Origin of the sequence: Halodesulfovibrio marinisediminis DSM 17456 (genome assembly GCF_900129975.1) — a bacterium.
Classification (GTDB): Bacteria; Desulfobacterota; Desulfovibrionia; order Desulfovibrionales; family Desulfovibrionaceae; genus Halodesulfovibrio; species Halodesulfovibrio marinisediminis.
On the sequence record NZ_FSRG01000004.1, the window covers coordinates 648,190 to 667,063 of the forward strand.

An 18,874-nucleotide genomic window follows, 5' to 3' on the forward strand; every position below is an offset into this window, starting at 1 on the left:
AGATGTCTTTGAAACGAATTTTTGACGTGATTTTTGCTGTGGTCTTATTAGCGGTAGTCTTCCCACTTTTTATTGTTATCGCTTGCTTGATTCGGAAGGATGGTGGATCAGCATTTTTTAGACAAGAACGAGTTGGGTTAGACGGTAGGCCCTTTCAACTCTATAAATTTCGTAGCATGGTTATAAATGCCGAATCACTTGGCGGATATTCTACTCAGGCCAATGATCCTCGCATTACGTCAGTAGGACAGTGGCTTCGGAAAACAAGTATAGATGAACTTCCTCAACTCTTGAATGTACTAAAGGGGGATATGAGCTTTGTTGGCCCTCGTCCTAATGTTCCAGCTCAGAAAGAAGAATATACAGAGGAACAATGGAATTTAAGGAACAGTGTAATTCCTGGGATTACTGGGTTGGCCCAAGCAAAAGTTCGTTCCCAGGGAACGTGGAAAGAGCGGTACGACTTTGATATGTTGTATATCCAGAACAGGTCATTTATGTATGACCTGTGGATTCTTGTTTTAACTGCTAGAACAGTACTTTGCTCAAAAGGAGCCAACTAATAATGTGTGGCATCTTTGGATATTACGATCTTAGAAGAAATGCTCTTAAATCTTCAGTTATCAGTGAAATGGGAGCTGTTATTCGTCATAGGGGGCCTGATGGCATGGGTATTTTCCATGACGTTGATCGGGCTGTTGCGTTGGGAAATCAACGTTTGGCTATTTTAGATGTTGAGCATGGCGGACAACCCTTTTATTCTGAAGATAAGTCCATTGTTGTTGTGCAAAACGGTGAAATTTTTAACTATGTAGAAATTGCACAAGAGCTTGCTCGTTCAGGTTATCCTTGCGTGACAGGTTGTGATACAGAAGTAATTCTAAGGGTTTATGAGAAATATGGGGTTTGCGGTATAGAAAAATTTAATGGTATGTTTGCCATTGCAATTTTTGATTACCGTATTAATCGATTGTACTTGTTTCGTGATAGAGCAGGAGAAAAGCCACTTCATTATTCCTTTGATGATGGGCGTTTTTTGTTTGGGTCAGAGATTAAATCTCTTCTTAAAGCAATGCCGTCCCACAGTGTGGATTATCAGGCTCTGGATCAGTTTTTAGCTTTTAACTATGTTCCTCCCCCTCGTACAATGTATAAGGGGATTAAGCACGTAATGCCAGGTCACTACTTGGAAGTTGATGCTGGCGGTGTTCGGGAAAAGTGTTGGTGGGATCTTTCTAAAATTGAAATCCAGGATAAAACACAAGATGAATGGATTAAGGAATTTAATGCCACTTTAGACGACGCAGTACGGCTTCGTCTTCGTTCGGATGTCCCTCTAGGTGCCTTTTTGTCAGGCGGGGTTGACTCAAGCTCTGTTGTGGGAGTGATGGCTAAGCACTTATCATCTCCTGTAAAAACATATTGTATCGGATTTGATGATCCTCGATATGATGAATCTCCTTATGCTCAGGAAGCTGCTGAACGGTTTGGGACTGATCACCATTTGAATGTAGTAGCTCCAAACATGCTTTCTTTATGGCCAATGGCGACGTACCACTGTGACCAGCCACATGGCGATGTCTCTTTTATGCCGACGTATAGAGTTTCTAAGATGGCCGCTCAAGACGTAAAAATGGTCTTAACCGGAGATGGCGCTGACGAGCTTTTTGCAGGGTATGATAAGTACAAAAATTTCTTCGCTTCATCAGATAATATGTTGAGTAGTAGTACAGAGTTTCAGAATAACTATGCTGATAATATTTCCCTGTTCACTGCTTCTGAACGGAGTAGATTGTTTGCTTCAAGTCTTCAATCCCAGCTGGAGTGTAGCAACACGTTACTTGATGTGCTTCAGCCTGTTTATGATGCCTCTGCACATATGGATCGTATCAACCAAGTTCTTTATATCGATACAGTATTACTTCTTCCGGGTAATAACCTTGTAAAACCAGATAGAATGGGGATGGCTGCTTCAATTGAAAATAGAGCCCCTTTTCTTGATTATAGAATGATTGAACTCGCTTTTTCTATGCCTGGTGAGCTTAAGCTGCATAATGGTGAAACAAAGTATATTTACAAGAAAGCTGTAACTAGTCTCATTGGTGAACATCTTGCGTATCGTAAGAAACAGATGTTTACTGTCCCAGTTGGAGAGTGGTTTAAAACCGAACTGAAAGCGCAGTGTGAGAATCTGCTATTGAGTGAGCGGGTACGGGCTCGTCAGCTGTTTAACTATGATTATGTGGCTCAGATATTTAAAGAGCATTGTGAAGGGCTTTCAAATTATACGCGTCAACTTCGGGCGTTAATGGCTTTAGAATATTGGTATCGCTGTTTTGAGGATGAGTAATGAAAAAAGTGTTTATGACTTGTTATGGTGGAGGGCATGTCCGAATAATTGAGCCTCTTTACCATCAGTTAAAAGATTGTTGTGATGTTACGATTTTAGCTTTGACTACAGCCGGTGACTACCTTGAGTCAAAGGGAGTTCCTTTTGTGCGACTAAGTGATTTTCCTGAGCTAAGTACTTCGAAATCTATCTCCTATGGGGAGCAGCTAAGCGCAAATATGAGCCCTTCTACGGTTGTGCCGTACAAGGAAACCGTTGTGTATATGGGGTGTTCCTATGCAGAACTGGTTGAAGAGTATGGAGAAGAAGGGGCTGTCCGAAGATATGAAGAGAGTGGACGACAGGTTTTTTTACCGATTAAAACGTTTCGTTTTCTTCTTGATAAATTTTCACCTGATCTTGTTATTACCACAAATTCTCCCCGGGGAGAGCGTGCTTCTCTGATTGCTGCGAAGCAACTAAAAATCCCCGCTTTGTGTATTAACGATGGCGTATGGCTGATAGGAGGAGGTGACGACAAAGGGGTTCTTGATGTGGCTCAACAAAACCTGGCTGATACTATCTGTGTTTGTTCTGAGTCGGTTAAAGACAAACTCTTGGCTGAGTGTCCAGAGTCTAGTGCCACGATTGTTGTAACAGGTTCCCCCGCTTTTGATTTCATCAAGAAGCTTGAAAGAAAGAAAACCACTGTTGAGCGGGCAAAAGTCATTCTTTATGCTGACTGGTCCTTACCTGTACATAATGGTGAGCACAATTATCCAGATTTGCGAGATGAACTTCGCGAAGAGTTAAATCGATTAGCTTTGGAAAAAAGTTGGGACATCATTTTTAGACCTCATCCCAGTCAAGAGTATTCTTACGATGAATATGAAAACGTTAAAGTGTCTTTACCTAGCGAATCACTGCACAACTTGTTAATGGAAGTTGATGTTGTTGTAACTTCTTTTAGTACTGTCGGGCTAGAAGGAAGAGTTGCAGGGACCGGTTTGGTATCACTAGAAAATACAATTTTTTCAGAGATGGGTTCGTATGCAGATTTAGGATTGTCAACAGGGATTTATTCTGTCGATGAGTTAGAAGCCGCAATTGAGAGTGAATTAGGTAAGTTGAAAGTAAAATATGCCCTTTATGAAGGCATAGCCTCTGAGCATATTGCCCAAATCGTACTTTCTCAAGCTTAGGGCGAGATTGATTAACGGCGTACTTTCTTTTGAGTTCTTCCCCTAATCTGTTGGGGTAGATTGTAGAGAAATCGCACTGGTTGAATGATCAAACCGTGTGCAGGTAAAGTCGTTTGGGATCATCTTTTCAAGAGAAGAATGAGGATGAAATTCGTTATATTCTTTCCGCAATGTTTCAATTTTCTTTCGAGCATCAAAAAGTGATAGGAACCAATGCGTGTTTAAACACTCATTCCGAAAATTTCCGTTAAAAGACTCGATAAACGGGTTGTCCGTAGTTTTTCTCGGTTTTAAGAAGGCCAGCGTTACATTATTTTCATAGACCCACTTATCGAGTGCCTTGAAATGAACTCAACTACCATTATCTACTTTAATACGACGCGGCTTACGTCCAGCAAACAAGCGTAGCCACTTGCTCACGACATGTTGCCCTTTTATGGTGTGCAGCTGAAATCATATCGTCGTGGCCGCTTGGAGTGCAGATTTAATCCTTCTTCGCAACATAATATGATTCACATATCAACCTTCCCTGCGTAAGTGGATATATATTCTTTGGCAATCATGTCGAACTCAAGTCTCGGCAATGTCCTGAATGTGAAGACGAAGTGCGGAGTCAGCTTTCCGTGTAGGCTTGTAATAAAATAACTTGATTACCCATGCACAAGACAGAACAGCGCCTACGTACGCTGACTTGATAAGCTGTTTTAAGCGACGTAATTCGCTTACCTCAAGCCCACCTTGTTTTTTCTTCCAATTGTAGAACGTAACTTCTGATATGCCCATCTTACGGCACACCTCTTTAACTCTTGATTCTGTCTCAGCTTGACGTAAGGCGAAAGCGATCTGCTCGTCGGTAAATTTCGTCTTTTTCATGGCAAGCTCCTAGAGTCACAAAAGGTAAGTCTGCTCAAATTTTCTATATTTAACTGGTTAAGTTTACTGGGAAGACATCACAATGTCTGTATCTGAAACAGCGATCACTATTAGAAGCATTTATGTTATATAAGTATTAAAAATTTTCTACGTACCGATACATCCTATCCTTTATTACTGTTGTCATATAAGTTTCTATAGGACGACCTATAACTATTGCTATAAGATTAGAAATTACAACCCCGATGCAAAACAATACATAGGGGTTAACGTCTCCAGCAAAACCTGTTGTCAGAAAATCAAATACTGAATAGTGGGTCAGGTATAATGTATAGGAGAAGCTTGCTATATATTTAGAAAAATTAGTAAAAAAAGTAAAAAGTTTTATGTTCGAAGCTAACTCAACAATAAGCAAGATCATTATTGCAATACAAAAAGCAAATAATGAGTCATACTCTCGTAATGTAAGCCCAACCCTTAATCCTGCAATATAGCCAAATAAAAATAAAAAAAATATTTTTTTTGCAATGGAAAAACGGTTCAACAAGCAAGAATTCCATACAACAAACGCAGCTGTCCCATATAACCAGAACAGCATCAACCCATTTCCTCGGCCGCCAAAAAAATTATATATTGGAATGATAGATAATAAAGAAAGGATAATCCAATCAAAACGCTGAATCTGATCTTTTCTCATAAGATAAAAAACAACATAACCAACGAACATGTATATCCACCATTCAACTGCCAACGTCCAAAATGGTCGAGCAGAACCAAAACTGGTGATGGCACGTAAAATTGGAAAATCTTGAAATTGCAATAAATTTCCGAGCAAAGTTTCTATATTAAATGCGCGTTCATACCTATAATTACTTCCAAAAAAAAATTTGGTTATTAGGTCAATTGCTAAGACAAATGCTAGCGCCGGTACAAACGCTGTATATATCCTTGAAAAACGATCAACAAAATAGTGACGAAATTTGTACTGACTATTTTCTTTCTTGGCAGCCATTGAATATGAAATAAGAAAACCGGAAAGAATAAAAAAAACTACCACAGAAATATTTTGTATCCATGGAAAATTGGGGGGATGATAACTTTTGAATACACCACAAAAAGATATCCCGTGTCCTATCATTACTGCCTGTGATGCTGCAGCGCGAATAAAATCTAATGAAACTGAACTACCATTTGAAAGTCTTTTCAACCCGATCTCCCACTTTAATATTTAAAAGCACTATTACAGAACAACATGTTTCCCTTCGTTTTTATTTTTGTCACCATTATGCAACTTGTTGTTCCTTATTTCTTCGCTCTTAATGAATGCGTTTGCTTATAAAAAATTACACCAGTACTAACAACTAAAAAGTACCTATTGTAGTATTGTTGATCAATATCAGATGGTTAAATTGTTCGAATTGTGCAAGGCCGCTTGTTGCAAGTTAAAAAGTGAGTTGCTCTTAGAATCATAGGCAATGAGTAAGTGTAAATTTCTTTTGATTAGTTCCACGCGTAAGTAAGATTTCGCAGGGAGGATGGATTTCAAGGGATTCGGTGGGGGCAGGTTGTCGAGAGATTTATGAGACCACTCTTCGTTATACTCTTTCAGCCAACGTTTTGTTTACTTTTTGACTTCTGTAAAAGTCCGGAACAGATAAAAATAAAGCACTTTAGTGCGATAGGTTTAGTTAACCATTCGATGTGCGAATTCTGAGGTGGCTTTCCTAGTTGAATGTGTTCCAGATGTATCCCTTTTCGTTCTGCTCAATCGATCATTGCCATAGAGACTAGCTTTGGCCCATTGTCCATTCTGATCTTTTTAGGAAGCCTTCGCCACGTAACAATACGATTCAGCACTCGTAATACTCTGGCCGTAGGCATGTTGGTATTGACTTCAATGGCTAAGCATTTATGACTGAAGTCATCGATGACGTTGAAAGTCAGGAACCTCTGCCCACTCATTAACGTATCGTGTATCAAATCTACTGATCAACAACAGTTCGGCCTTATTCATCACAGAGCAGTAAGCACTATTCTTGAACTCGGCATCATATGAGCTATGTTTTCGGACACTCATTTCCATATCCTCTTTCATTCAGGATAATGGATTGACTGGGGGGGGCTCAAGGTTGTAGGTCTTTTGAATTATAGTTTTTTAACTTCAGAAGGGTATTGATTTTTAAGGTGGTTCTAAAAAAATAGACCATTCGCTAAGGTGGACATAGAAGAACCACAGGATGTTCAACTAGGTCCCGAAAAAGAAGAAGTTTTATAGCAGAATTTAAAGGTCGTTTTGCCCTAGATGTCCTTTTAAGTGAGCAGACATTAGCTGAACTAGCCAGTAAATATGGTGTTCATACCAATCCAGATTGTCAAAGGGAAGAAGCAAGCAAAGGAAGTGGTTGTTGCTTCCTTTGCCGGTAAGCAGCAAAAGGTTGTTCAGTGTGCTGAAGATCAAATCAAAGATCTTTATGCGAAGATTGGTCATCTCACATTGGAGAAATATTTTTTGCAACAAGCCTTCACCAAAATGTGAGCACAGCCCGAAGGTGTTGTGTCGTCGATATAAGACGCATCCTATGATTAGCATCCGGAAACAGTGTGATCTGCTCAATCAAAAATTGATCTACATATTATTCTCAGCCTGAAGAAGAATTTTTCTTTAATACGGAACTAATGCGAAAGATAGATGAACTGTTTTTAGGATGTCCGTTTTATGGAAGAAGAAAAATGTGTAACACGCTATGCGACCTTAGATATGCTGACGGTCGTGGCAGGGTACGCCGTTTAATGCGAAAGAAGGGACTGATAGTCGTGTTCCAAAGCTTAAAACAAGCACTCCCTCTATTCTGAAAATAAAGTTTACCCATATCTTCTTCTTTGAGAGCTTTGCAGTAATGGGTCTACCCATGTGTGGTGTGCTGACATCACATATATTCCAACAGGGAAAGGTTGTTGTACTAAGTGACTGTAACGGACTTGTATAGACGATGTGTTGTCATGGATACTGTCCAACACATTGGATTCTGATTTTTGTGTTCAAGCTCTTGAAACGCGCTGATGCGATATGGGTCCCTGAGATTTTTAATGCCGATCAAGGAGCTTAATTTACAAGCTATGCCTTTACCAGTCGGCCTAAAAGGTAAGCTTCGAGTTTTAACGGATGGCGAGGATAATATTACGATTGAACGTCCTTGGCGTTTCTTGAACTATGAGTGTGTTTATTTGAAAGAATTTCAGAATGGCAAAGAGGTTCGACATGCACTCGCAGGTTGGTTCAACTTTTATAACCATCGCCGTCCACACTTTACTTTTGACGGGGATAAGCCGATGAACAGATATTCTACTTCACTGAATACCTCTTCGTCTCCTCAGAAGTATTTCAGCAAGCGGCATGAATACTAATTCGTTTGCCTTAATTTTGCTGCAAAATGGTCCTAGAAAATGGCACCACCTCAATTTGGGTAGGTGTGATTCTCTTAGTTTTTTACTTGGAAAAAAGAGAAGCCGTATGGCGATGGCTAGTTTATGACTACTCAAATTTTTTCATGCTGTTAATAGGACTTGGATGAGATGTTGTGGGGGGAGCGCAATCGAAATTACAATTCCTCCACGTTGTATTTTTGTTGCCTCCTTATTCTTGCCTGATCATGAATTCCACACACTCTGGCTGTTTAGGTGCAAGTGGAAGTAGTAATACTATCTTACAACTATAATAAATTGTTTATATGGTCTTTTATCAACCCTGATTGGGTTGGATTACGTTCTGAATTATTGATTTGTTGGGAGGATGATATGCGTTTTTGTAAGAAGTGTGTAATGCCAGATACTCGTCCAGGAATTCGCTTTGGTGATGATGGAGTATGCCAAGCATGTAATGCCGAAGAGCAAAAAAATAAAACTGATTGGGATGCTCGTTGGAAGGAGCTTGAAGCATTATGTGATAAGCATCGTGGAAAATATGGGAAGGGTAATTGGGATTGCATTATTGCTGTTTCAGGCGGGAAAGATAGTCACCGTCAAGTTCATGTTATAAAAGAACAACTTGGCATGAATCCCTTACTCGTTTCAGTTGAAGATAACTTTACCATGACTGAGGCGGGTAAGCACAATTTACAAAATATATCTGAGAGCTTTGGCTGTCATTTAATTACAATTAAGCCTAATAAACGTGTTCAAAAGCAATTAGCCAAGATTTGTTTTGAGAAGTGGGGAAAGCCAACATGGTTTGTTGATCGACTTATTTATACCTTCCCACTGCATATGGCTATTAAGTTTAAACTTCCACTTGTTATTTATGGTGAGAATATTAGCTATGAATATGGAGGAATTGATAGTGAAGAGACTCCTTCTGCATTAGCACAGGTGGAAAATGGAGTGGCTTCCGATATTCCTTGGAGTGAGTTGCTTTCAGATGATGTCACTGAAAAAGATCTGTACCTTTGTAAAGCTCCTGAAATGAATAATGACTTTCAGCTAGATCCTGTGTATTTAAGCTATTTTATCCGTTGGAATAGTTATGAAAACTATTTAGTAGCTAAGTCTTTAGGTTTTAAAGACATTAAGCATGAATGGCAGCGTGAGCATACCCCAGAGTGGTTTGATCAAATTGATACAATGGGATACCTTGTTCATGCATGGATGAAATATCCTAAGTTTGGTCACGCCACAGCTACTGACTATGCTTCAAAATTTGTTCGTTATGGATTAATGAGTAGAGAGGAGGCCGTGCTGGTTGTAAAGCGTTTTGATCATCAGGTTGATCAAAAGGCTGTGGATGATTTTTGCAATTTTACAGGGTACACTCTTCGTGAGTTTTATGAAATTGTAGACAAATTTTACAATACTGAGCTTTTTACCAAAGATAAATTTGGGCAATGGGTGCTGAAACAACCTGTATGGGACTGCCGTAAGTAATATAAGAGAGAAGAGAGCCATGACGCTATTTTTAAAAGAAATGTTATGGCTTTTTTCTTTGCAAGTAACTAGTGGCTAGCAATCGTAATATAGAGTGAGCTTCCAGCATGGTATTAAAGCTGGATACTTGTTTTTAACATAATATTAATTGTGTTCTTGGGTGGAGTAATGAATAACGTCTTGTCTTTGATAGGTAGGGAGACTGAACTTTTTTGTAGTGATATTGCTTACTATGAAGAAAAATTAAGGGAAGAGGTTGGTGTTTCAAAATTCCTTGTATTAGGGGGTGCTGGAACTATTGGGCAAGCTGTTGTGAAAGAAATTTTTAAGCGCAACCCTAAAAAACTGCACCTTGTTGATATCAGTGAGAATAATTTAACAGAAGTTGTTCGTGATATTCGAAGTTCATATGGATATATTAATGGTGATTTTCGAACCTTTGCTCTTGATATAGGGTCAATTGAATATGATGCATTTATTGCTGCAGATGGCGAGTATGATTACGTTTTGAATTTATCTGCCTTGAAGCATGTTCGAAGTGAAAAAGATCCATTTACGTTAATGCGAATGATTGATGTAAATGTTTTGAATACAGAGAAAACGATTCTTCAATCCATCGAAAAGAATGTAAAAAAATATTTTTGCGTATCGACTGATAAGGCGGCAAATCCAGTCAACATGATGGGCGCATCAAAAAGGATAATGGAAATGTTTTTGATGCGTAGAAGTGAACAGTTGCCTATATCAACTGCACGGTTCGCAAATGTTGCCTTTTCTGATGGCTCATTACTGCACGGATTTGACCAGCGAATAGCGAAGCAGCAGCCCATTGCTGCCCCAAGCGATATCAGGCGATATTTTTTAACCCCTCAAGAGTCGGGTGAACTTTGTTTGATGTCGTGCTTGTTGGGTGAAAATAGAGATATTTTTTTTCCAAAGTTATCTGAATCCCTTCATTTGATTTCTTTTTCCGAAATTGCTGTGAGCTATCTTAAAAAGCTAGGCTATGAGCCTGTACTGTGCGAAACAGAAGATGAGGCTCGTTTTCGTATAAAAGACCTTCCTTCTCAGCGCAAGTGGCCTTGTATATTTACAAAAAGCGACACTACTGGCGAGAAAGATTTTGAGGAGTTCTATACGGAGCGTGAAGTCCTTGACTTTGAACGCTTTGAGAATCTTGGTGTTATTAAGAACAAGCCAGTATATGACAGTGCATTGCTTGATGATTTTGAAAAACAAATTGCAACAATAAAAAAGAGAAAATATTGGAATAAGAAAGAGCTTGTAGATTTGTTTTTTAAAATGCTTCCTGATTTTGATCATAAGGAAACCGGGAAGTATCTTGATAGTAAGATGTAGGGGGCTAAGATGCTAAATTCGATAATTCCTTTCATACGCTCAGTGTATTCTACTGACGATTTTATTCCACTTCATGCCCCTGTATTTGAAGGGAATGAACATGAGTACGTTTCACGTGCTATCAAGAGCACTTTTGTTTCTAGTGTGGGTAAGTACGTAGATCAGTTCGAAAAGCAGATGGAGGCTCTTACAGGAACTGGAAAAGCTGTTGCTACTGTGAATGGAACTGCTGCTCTACATACTGCACTAGTTATGGCAGGAGTGAGGTGTGGCGATTTCGTAATTACTCAAGCTCTTACTTTTGTTGCAACTTGTAATGCGTTGCATCACATGGGAGCTACTCCAATATTTGTTGATGTTTCGAAAGTGAGTTTAGGGCTTTGTCCAATTGCAACTGAAGCATATTTGGATGAAAATGCCCATATTGATGGTGACGGACAGTGTATTCATACGGAGACAGGGAGACGTATTCAAGCAATAGTTCCAATGCATACATTTGGTCATCCTGTGCAGTTGGGAGAGCTTGATGCTATCTGTGAAAAGTGGAATCTGGTGCTGGTTGAAGATGCTGCTGAAAGTCTCGGCTCCTACTATGAGGGGCAACATACTGGCACTATCGGTGAGTATGGTGCCGTAAGTTTTAATGGTAACAAGATTGTTACCACTGGTGGTGGTGGTGTGGTGTTATGCAATCAGTATGAAAATGGGGTTCGCGCAAAACATCTTACGACTACAGCAAAGAAACCCCATCCATACGAATTTTTTCATGATGAGCCTGGTTTTAACTATCGCATGCCTAATTTGAATGCTGCATTGGGGTGTGGGCAGCTTGAGAAACTTGCAGAATTTTTAGAGTCCAAAAGACGCTTGGCGCTGTGTTATCAAGACTTTTTTGAAGGGACTGAGTTTGAATTCGTTAAAGAGCCTCCATATGCTAAATCTAATTATTGGCTAAATGCTATTATTTGCCCTAGTAAAGATGTTAGGGATAGATTACTGCAGGTTACAAATAGTGCTTCAGTTATGACTCGGCCTGTTTGGACTTTGATGCATAGATTGCCTGCCTTTAGCTCTTCCCCACGCGGTCCTTTATGCAATTCAGAATCTTTTGAATCTCGAATTGTCAATTTACCAAGCTCCCCTCCTATGGACTAATTTATGAAAAAGATAGCTGTATTTACAGGCGCACGATCTGAGTATGGTCTATTATACCAACTGATAAAACATCTTCATGTGAATGAAGATGTGAGTCTTCAGTTGATTGTGGGGGGAATGCATCTTACACCGGAGTTTGGCTACACAGTTACAGAGATTGAAAAAGATGGCTTTCCAATTGCTGAAAAAATAGATTTTTTATTGTCCTCAGGAAGCGCAGTTGGCACAGCCAAGTCAATGGGATTGGCTTTGATTGCTGCAAGTGATTGCTTGGAGCGTTTACGACCAGATTTATTAGTTATTCTTGGTGATAGGACGGAATCTCTTGCCATCGCTCAGGCTGCAATGGTTACTCGAATCCCAATTGCTCATATTCATGGTGGCGAAATAACAGAAGGGGCTATTGACGAAGCTATCCGGCATTCATTGACGAAGATGTCCCATCTTCACTTTACCTCTACAGAGGAATACCGAAAGAGAGTTATCCAACTTGGTGAACAGCCTGATAGAGTTTTCAATGTTGGCGCGCCAGGAATAGACAATATTGTAAAACTCAAGTTGCTTAGTTGGGATGAGCTACAGCAGAGTTTGCCTTTTTCATTGTCACCAAAGTATATTGTGATGACTTACCATCCAGTTACCCTTCTTGCTGATGATGGAGTTAATGATCTGAAAAATTTGTTGGATGTTATTGAGGAACATTCGGAATACGATGTTGTGATTACCTATCCAAATGCAGATTCAAGCAGCCATAGGGTCATTGAACTGCTAAAAGCGTTTCATGAAAAAAATGTAACTAGAGTAAAGGTAGCACAATCTCTTGGGCAAGTTCGCTATTTGAGTGTCCTTAAGTATTGTCAGGCTGTAGTAGGTAATTCTTCAAGCGGCATAATAGAAGCTCCATCTTTTGGGATCCCCACTATTAATATTGGTGCCAGGCAAAAAGGTCGTGTTTGTAGTGATTCTGTTTTGCATAGTGACGGTTCACCGGATTCTTTGCGGCAGTGTTTTTCACAAATTACCAATCCAAGTTTTCAGAAGAAGTGTCGTACATTGGAGAACCCATATGGACAGGGTACTGCCTCAGAGCGCATAGCAGAAGTGTTGCTTTCTACTCCTTTTGACAAAATTTTGTCTAAGACTTTTTATGATATCTAGCTAGTAGTTACAGAATACTTCGGAGGTAATGAGTAAGCCATGAGTGTATTAATTATTGCGGAAGCTGGAGTAAACCATAACGGTAATGAACAACTGGCTTTTGAGTTAGTAGACGCTGCGAGTGCTTCTGGTGCAGATATAGTAAAATTTCAAACATTTAAGGCTAGAAACTTAGTGACCAAGACCGCTCAGCAGTGTAGTTATCAAGCAGAGAATATCGGGCAAAGCGAGTCGCAATTTTCTATGCTTAAGCGCTTGGAACTTCCTATAGAAACTCATTTTAAGCTTTTGGAATATTGTGAGAAGAAGAATATTAAATTTTTATCAACAGCCTTTGATTCTGAAAGCTTAGCCTTTTTAGTAAACGATATTAAGTTACCGCTTCTTAAACTACCAAGTGGCGAAATTACGAATGCGCCTTTTTTATTAGAGCATGCGAAAACTGGTTGTGAGCTTATTCTTTCAACTGGGATGGCAACACTTGAAGAAGTAGAAAATGCACTAGGTGTATTGGCTTTTGGACTACTTGGGTATGATGAAAAGTTGGCAGGAAGAGCTGCTTTTGCTGCTGCATATAATTCTGTTGAAGGAAAAAAGGCACTGCGTGACAAGGTAACTTTGTTACACTGTACAACTGAGTATCCGGCACCGATGGATAGTATTAACCTTCGAGCAATGGATACGCTTAAAAACACATTTGAGTTACCTGTGGGCTACTCTGATCACAGCGCAGGAACTACTATTCCTATTGCCGCTGTCGCAAGAGGTGCTGTTGTAATTGAAAAACACTTCACACTGGATCGTAATTTGCCAGGGCCTGACCATAAAGCATCTCTAGAGCCAAATGAACTTGCGACGATGGTGCAGGGAGTACGTGACGTGGAACGGGCGTTAGGAACAGGTGAAAAGAAGCCTAGTGTTGTGGAACTGAAAAATTTACCACAAGTCCGCAAAAGTGTTGTTGCCGCTGCTTCAATAGCTGTCGGTGAATCATTTTCTAAATTAAATTTGCAGATTAAACGTCCCGGTTCTGGGGTTTCTCCTTATGATTACTGGCAATTGCTGCAGATGAAAGCCGATAAAGAGTATTGTGAAGGTGAGTTAATTGAATACTCCTAACACTATTATCTTAGGCGCCGGAGGCCACGCAAAGGTTCTGGTCGATATTTTGCGGCAGAGAGAGCATTTTTGTGGAGCGTTTGTAAGCCCAATGTTTACTAGCGAACCGGTTTTTTCAGGACTGCAGTGGCTGGCTTCTGATGACGATGTGTGTAAGTTTTCTTCCGGAAATACTGTGCTTGTAAATGGCATAGGTATGTTGCCGGGGAAGCATTTGCGAAAAGAGCTGTTTTTGTCTTTTAGTGCGCTTGGATATAGGTTTAAAAAAGTTATTTCCCCACAGGCTATTGTTTCCACCTATGCAGAACTTGGTGATGGTGTTCAGGTGTTACCAGGAGCTATTATTCAGGCAGGTGTAGTTATTGGCGCTAATACAATAATTAATAGCGGGGCAATAATTGAGCATGATTGTGTGATTGGTGAGCATTGCCATATTGCTCCCGGTGTGACGATGAGTGGGCAAGTATCTGTAGGTACTAGTGTTCATATAGGAACTGGAGCGAATCTTATTCAGTCCATCTCTGTCGGAGAAGATGTTGTTGTAGGAGCAGGCGCAATTGTTACAAAAAATGTGGATAGTTTTAAAAAGGTGTATCCTGCGCGTGGGATTATAAAAAGGTAGATCATGGTAGCAGATTGGAAAAAAACACTTATTAGAAGCACATTAACATTGCGTGAAGCTCTTGCTGTTCTTGATGCGAGTTCTCAGCGTATTCTTCTTGTTGAAGATGGTGAATTGCGGTTGCTTGGGACTATTACTGATGGTGATATTCGACGTGGCTTACTGAACGGGCTTACTGAAGAGGATTCGATTACTCAGTTTATGACCGATCATCCAATTATAGCACCTTCTTCTATGTCAGGTAGTGAACTTGTTAATTTGATGCAAGAAAAAAGTATACTAGCAGTTCCTTTAGTTGACGGTGGAGTTATCTGTGGACTAGCAACTCTGGAAAATCTTTTAAAAAATAAGCAACACGATAATCCTGTTTTTTTGATGGCTGGGGGGTTTGGCACTCGACTGCGTCCTTTGACAGACTCCTGTCCAAAACCATTACTTCATGTTGGTGAGAAACCGATATTAGAGCGTGTGTTGTTGAATTTTGTTAATGAAGGGTTCCATGATTTTTACATATCGACCCATTATCTTGCTGAAAAAATTATGGATTATTTTGGGGATGGCAGTCGGTGGGGAGTGACGATTCAATATGTACATGAAGAGGAGCCGCTTGGAACAGGTGGGGCACTTGGTTTACTTCCTGATGATCTTACCGACCTGCCATTGCTTATGATTAATAGTGATATTCTAACAACTTTGAGTTTTGAAAAGTTGCTGGCATATCATAATGCAGAAGAAGCTGATGCTACAATGTGTGTTCGAGAATACGAATATCAGGTGCCATATGGCGTTGTAACTTCTAAAGGTAATCGAATCTTAGGGATGGTTGAAAAGCCTGTGCAACGGTTTCACGTTAATGCAGGAGTTTATGTTGTAAGCTCAAGTGTTGTGAGAAGTGTTCCTCCTAATACATATATTGATATGCCCACTCTTTTAGAACAGCATGTTGAACTAAATAATAAAGTTTTGATGTACCCAGTGCATGATTATTGGCTGGATATTGGACGAATGGATGACTTCCAACGTGCACAGCAAGATATTATGAAATTGGGAGAGTGTGGATGATCAAATATGTCCTTGTCGTTGGACTTGGGGAGATTTCAAAACGGCATCGGTCAAATATAAAAAAAATGTTTCCTGCAATGAAGGTAATTGCAGTGCCTTCAAGAGGAAAATTACCAACAGCACCTGTACCTGATGCAGATTTGGTTGTTGCAGATATAGAGATTGCACTTTTTTATCCTATTTACTTTGCAATAATCGCCTCACCAGCACCGTTTCACGCAATTCATTCCAGAAAAATATTAGAAAAAGATATTCCGCTTTTTATAGAGAAGCCTGTTACCTCAACTGCTGCTGATGTGAGCTTTTTGCGAAGCGTTATTAACGACCCTACGTTTCCTGTGGCTATTGGTTATTGTCTTCGCTTCCTGCCTTCCGCCCAAGTTGTGGCAAAGGCAATATATGATGATATGGTAGGGGAGATTTATAATGTCACAGCATCAGTTGGGCAGTTTTTACCAACTTGGCGACCTGCCATTGATTTTCGGAACAGCGTCACTGCTAACGCAGAGCTTGGTGGAGGAGCTTTGCTGGAGCTTAGCCATGAGTTTGATTACCTTCAGTGGTTGTTTGGAGATCTTTCTTTTTCATACGGAGTCTTACGTACTTCAACAGAGCTAGGGTTGGATGTAGAGGAGCTTGTGGATGTTGTATTGCGAACAGATAGCGGCGCTGTTTGTAATGTGCACCTTGACTTGCTTCAAAAGTATCCTCGCAGGGAATGCTTAATTGTCGGATCTGAAGGGAGGCTTGAGTGGAATCTTGTTGCGAACTCAGTAGCTTTTTATGATCAAAACGGCAAAACGGTTCTGTATGACGATGTTCTGTATGATAAAAATAAAATGTACCTTGATATGCTGAAAGATTTTGAGCGAATACTAGCTGGAGAAGCAGGGATGTGTACAACATTTGAGGAAGCAGGTTCTGTTGTTTCGTTGATTGAAACAATAAAGCAACATGCGGTAGTGGAGAAAATGTAATGGTTAGCCATGGTTTTGTTTTTGCACGGGGCGGTTCGAAGGGGTTGCCTGGAAAAAATATTAAAAAGTTGTGTGGTAAGCCGTTATTGCAATACTCCATTGAAGTGGCAAAACAGGTGCAGGGTTTGGATAAGGTTTTTGTTTCAACAGATGATGAAGAAATTGCTTCAGTCGCTGAATCTGTAGGTGCGATTGTAATTCCACGCCCTAAAGCATTGGCTGAAGATACAACACCTGAGTGGTTAGCGTGGATAGACGCGGTTAAGTGGGTTGAGAAAAAATACGGTCATTTTCATGGCTTTGTAAGTTTGCCTGCAACTAGTCCATTGCGAAGTGTAGAGGATGTTGTCGCTGCAATGGATAGACTGAAAAATTCAAAAGCAGATATATGTATTGCTGTTACAGCTGCCTCACGGAGCCCTTACTTTAATATGGTTAAGATTAATGAAGAAGGGCTTACCGAACTAGTTTGTTCTGATGGTGGGAACTTTGTGCGCAGGCAGGATGTCCCTAGGGTTTATGACATTACAACAGCTGTTTATGCTACAACCGCGAGCTACGTTTTGAATGGAACTGGCGTGTTAAATGGAAAAACTGTAGCGATTGAAATTCCGAAAGAGCGAGCAGTAGACATTGATGACATTTATGACTTCAAATTTGCTGAAGCTATTTTAATGACAAAGGGAAGCAGATGTTAGCTGGAAAAAAAATTTTGGTTGCTGGTGCTGGGGGCTTACTAGGTGCGAGTGTCGCTTTTGCAATTTTACAGAATCAGGGCTCAATTGTCGCAGCAGATATTGATACCAATCTTGCTGAAGAACGATTGAAAGCAGCAGGGGTAGACACAGGAAGCGGTCGAGTCGAGATATGTGAGTTAGACGTTACTTCTGAGGATAGTGTTGCTGCTTTTTTTGCAGGTGCCGAAGGGTTAAGCGGTGCGGTTAATTGTACGTATCCTCGAAATGCCACATATGGAGCCCATTTTTTTGATGTAACTCTTCAAAGTTTTAATGAAAACTCTAGCCTTCATTTGGGGTCTGCGTTTCTTTTTTGTCAGCAATGTGCTCGCTATTTTTTAAAAAATAATGATGGCTTTTCCTTGGTAAATTTGGCTTCGATTTATGGGGTCGTTGCGCCTACATTTGGTATTTATGATGGCACTTCTATGACGATGCCGGTTGAATATGCTGCCATTAAATCAGCAATAATCCATCTTACCAAATATACTAGTGCATACGTAAAAGACAGTCGCTTTCGAGTGAACTCCGTAAGTCCAGGCGGTATATTGGATGGTCAACCAGAAGCTTTCTTAAGACAATATCGAGATCAGACAAATGGAAAAGGAATGTTAGATGTTGAAGATGTAACACCTACGATAATCTTTCTTCTTTCTGATTCTTCAGCATATCTTACTGGACAAAATATAGTTATTGATGATGGCTTTTCAGTTTAAGACATATTGAGGTCTTCTTCTAATCTGTGCTGAAAGATTGTAGAAAAATTGGCTGGATTAATGGTCAATCTGTGTATGGAAAAAATCACTAGCATTCATATTTTCAAGAGAAGAATGAGGATCAAATTTGTTATCTTTTTTCCGTAGATTTATCTTCAGCATGCAGTACAAACGATAAACGCGCTTGTGGTTTCAGTGAATATCCTGAAATGGTTTGTGAAAACAGTGGGTTGGATATCGTTCTCCCAGCTGAAGCAATAGCTCTTTGACAGCCGAATCGTCTCTCGGGTTTGCTTTGTAGGCGTGGACAGAACGGCATTGTTTCAATGCTGCGCATGAGCGTCTAAGACTTAGGCTGTAGACCTTATACATAAACGTGATCAGTTCACGCTTACCAGCCGTCTCTAAAGCTTTTTTGTAATAAACATTCTTGGGCGCTTCGTTTTTAAGATTCAAATCGGAAAACATTTGCTTCAAACGGGTATTTTTGGCTTCTAGGTTACGCAACCGGCGAATGTCAAATGCTTTCATCCCGCCGTGTTTTGATTCCCACTTGTAGTAAGTAGAGTGCTCGCGGCAAACTTCAAAAAACTTTCTGCGCCTTCAATTTCGTTAATGTGCTGAATTATATTACTTTCAGTGCGTCGA

General features: G+C 40.1%; 16 protein-coding genes and 5 pseudogenes. 15 read left to right on the forward strand and 6 right to left on the reverse strand.

Annotated features, from left to right (window positions below; translation table 11 throughout):
* Nucleotides 1–2: 2 nt before the first annotated feature.
* The 3 genes from BUR09_RS07380 to BUR09_RS07390 are packed head-to-tail and all read left to right on the forward strand — an operon-like array spanning nt 3 to nt 3,531.
* Nucleotides 3–563: a sugar transferase gene (locus BUR09_RS07380; protein WP_074216295.1), complete on the forward strand. Its 561-nt coding sequence runs from the start codon at nt 3–5 to the stop codon at nt 561–563.
* Nucleotides 564–565: 2 nt separating this feature from the next.
* Complete coding sequence (gene asnB, locus BUR09_RS07385; RefSeq protein WP_074216296.1) at nt 566–2,350, forward strand: asparagine synthase (glutamine-hydrolyzing); 1,785 nt, start codon at nt 566–568, stop codon at nt 2,348–2,350.
* The gene (locus tag BUR09_RS07390) at nt 2,350–3,531 is read left to right on the forward strand and encodes a CDP-glycerol glycerophosphotransferase family protein (protein ID WP_074216297.1); all 1,182 of its coding nucleotides are present in this window, start codon (nt 2,350–2,352) and stop codon (nt 3,529–3,531) included. Before asnB ends, BUR09_RS07390 begins: the two co-directional genes overlap by 1 nt.
* A gap of 42 nt (nt 3,532–3,573) precedes the next feature.
* Here the strand turns inward: BUR09_RS07390 and BUR09_RS16680 are convergent.
* From BUR09_RS16680 to BUR09_RS17040, 5 genes and pseudogenes are all read right to left on the reverse strand, one after another.
* Nucleotides 3,574–3,924, reverse strand: a pseudogene (locus BUR09_RS16680) (integrase core domain-containing protein); the annotation flags it as partial.
* Nucleotides 3,925–3,986: 62 nt separating this feature from the next.
* Nucleotides 3,987–4,125, reverse strand: a pseudogene (locus BUR09_RS17185) (IS3 family transposase); the annotation flags it as partial.
* A 114-nt stretch (nt 4,126–4,239) separates the two neighbouring features.
* Nucleotides 4,240–4,404 (reverse strand): annotated as a pseudogene (locus BUR09_RS16685) (transposase); the annotation flags it as partial.
* A 136-nt stretch (nt 4,405–4,540) separates the two neighbouring features.
* A complete protein-coding gene (locus BUR09_RS07405) occupies nt 4,541–5,611 on the reverse strand; it encodes an acyltransferase family protein (protein ID WP_074216298.1) in 1,071 nt (356 codons plus the stop codon).
* A 348-nt stretch (nt 5,612–5,959) separates the two neighbouring features.
* Nucleotides 5,960–6,393: pseudogene (locus tag BUR09_RS17040) on the reverse strand (DDE-type integrase/transposase/recombinase); the annotation flags it as partial.
* 687 nt (nt 6,394–7,080) lie between these two features.
* On the opposite strand from BUR09_RS17040, the gene BUR09_RS17190 reads away from it, so the two are divergent.
* The 12 genes from BUR09_RS17190 to BUR09_RS07470 all read left to right on the forward strand — a co-directional run bounded on the left by BUR09_RS17190 (nt 7,081) and on the right by BUR09_RS07470 (nt 18,226).
* Nucleotides 7,081–7,257: an IS3 family transposase gene (locus BUR09_RS17190; RefSeq protein ID WP_084539381.1), complete on the forward strand. Its 177-nt coding sequence runs from the start codon at nt 7,081–7,083 to the stop codon at nt 7,255–7,257.
* A 234-nt stretch (nt 7,258–7,491) separates the two neighbouring features.
* Nucleotides 7,492–7,809, forward strand: coding sequence for an integrase core domain-containing protein (locus tag BUR09_RS16690; protein WP_175566002.1), 318 nt, complete (start codon nt 7,492–7,494; stop codon nt 7,807–7,809).
* A 390-nt stretch (nt 7,810–8,199) separates the two neighbouring features.
* Nucleotides 8,200–9,321: an N-acetyl sugar amidotransferase gene (locus BUR09_RS07425; RefSeq protein ID WP_074216300.1), complete on the forward strand. Its 1,122-nt coding sequence runs from the start codon at nt 8,200–8,202 to the stop codon at nt 9,319–9,321.
* A 168-nt stretch (nt 9,322–9,489) separates the two neighbouring features.
* Nucleotides 9,490–10,680, forward strand: coding sequence for a UDP-N-acetylglucosamine 4,6-dehydratase (locus tag BUR09_RS07430; protein WP_074216301.1), 1,191 nt, complete (start codon nt 9,490–9,492; stop codon nt 10,678–10,680).
* A 9-nt stretch (nt 10,681–10,689) separates the two neighbouring features.
* A complete protein-coding gene (locus tag BUR09_RS07435) occupies nt 10,690–11,835 on the forward strand; it encodes a LegC family aminotransferase (protein ID WP_074216302.1) in 1,146 nt (381 codons plus the stop codon).
* Nucleotides 11,836–11,838: 3 nt separating this feature from the next.
* The gene (neuC, locus tag BUR09_RS07440; RefSeq protein ID WP_074216303.1) at nt 11,839–12,993 is read left to right on the forward strand and encodes a UDP-N-acetylglucosamine 2-epimerase; all 1,155 of its coding nucleotides are present in this window, start codon (nt 11,839–11,841) and stop codon (nt 12,991–12,993) included.
* A gap of 39 nt (nt 12,994–13,032) precedes the next feature.
* On the forward strand, nt 13,033–14,112 hold the full coding sequence (gene neuB / locus BUR09_RS07445; protein ID WP_074216304.1) for an N-acetylneuraminate synthase: 1,080 nt from the start codon (nt 13,033–13,035) through the stop codon (nt 14,110–14,112).
* Entirely contained in the window at nt 14,099–14,734 is a 636-nt protein-coding gene (locus tag BUR09_RS07450; RefSeq protein WP_217694176.1) for an acetyltransferase, read from the forward strand. Before neuB ends, BUR09_RS07450 begins: the two co-directional genes overlap by 14 nt.
* Before the next feature lie 3 nt (nt 14,735–14,737).
* The gene (locus BUR09_RS07455; protein ID WP_074216305.1) at nt 14,738–15,796 is read left to right on the forward strand and encodes a nucleotidyltransferase family protein; all 1,059 of its coding nucleotides are present in this window, start codon (nt 14,738–14,740) and stop codon (nt 15,794–15,796) included.
* Nucleotides 15,793–16,773 carry a Gfo/Idh/MocA family protein gene (locus BUR09_RS07460; protein ID WP_084539382.1) on the forward strand — a complete coding sequence of 327 codons (981 nt, stop codon included), beginning with the start codon at nt 15,793–15,795 and terminating at the stop codon, nt 16,771–16,773. Before BUR09_RS07455 ends, BUR09_RS07460 begins: the two co-directional genes overlap by 4 nt.
* Nucleotides 16,773–17,471, forward strand: coding sequence for an acylneuraminate cytidylyltransferase family protein (locus BUR09_RS07465; RefSeq protein ID WP_074216306.1), 699 nt, complete (start codon nt 16,773–16,775; stop codon nt 17,469–17,471). Before BUR09_RS07460 ends, BUR09_RS07465 begins: the two co-directional genes overlap by 1 nt.
* Entirely contained in the window at nt 17,465–18,226 is a 762-nt protein-coding gene (locus tag BUR09_RS07470; RefSeq protein WP_074216307.1) for an oxidoreductase, read from the forward strand. The genes BUR09_RS07465 and BUR09_RS07470 overlap by 7 nt, the downstream gene beginning before the upstream one ends.
* Nucleotides 18,227–18,418: 192 nt before the next feature.
* Here the strand turns inward: BUR09_RS07470 and BUR09_RS17195 are convergent.
* Nucleotides 18,419–18,799 (reverse strand): annotated as a pseudogene (locus tag BUR09_RS17195) (transposase); the annotation flags it as partial.
* Nucleotides 18,800–18,874: the final 75 nt, after the last annotated feature.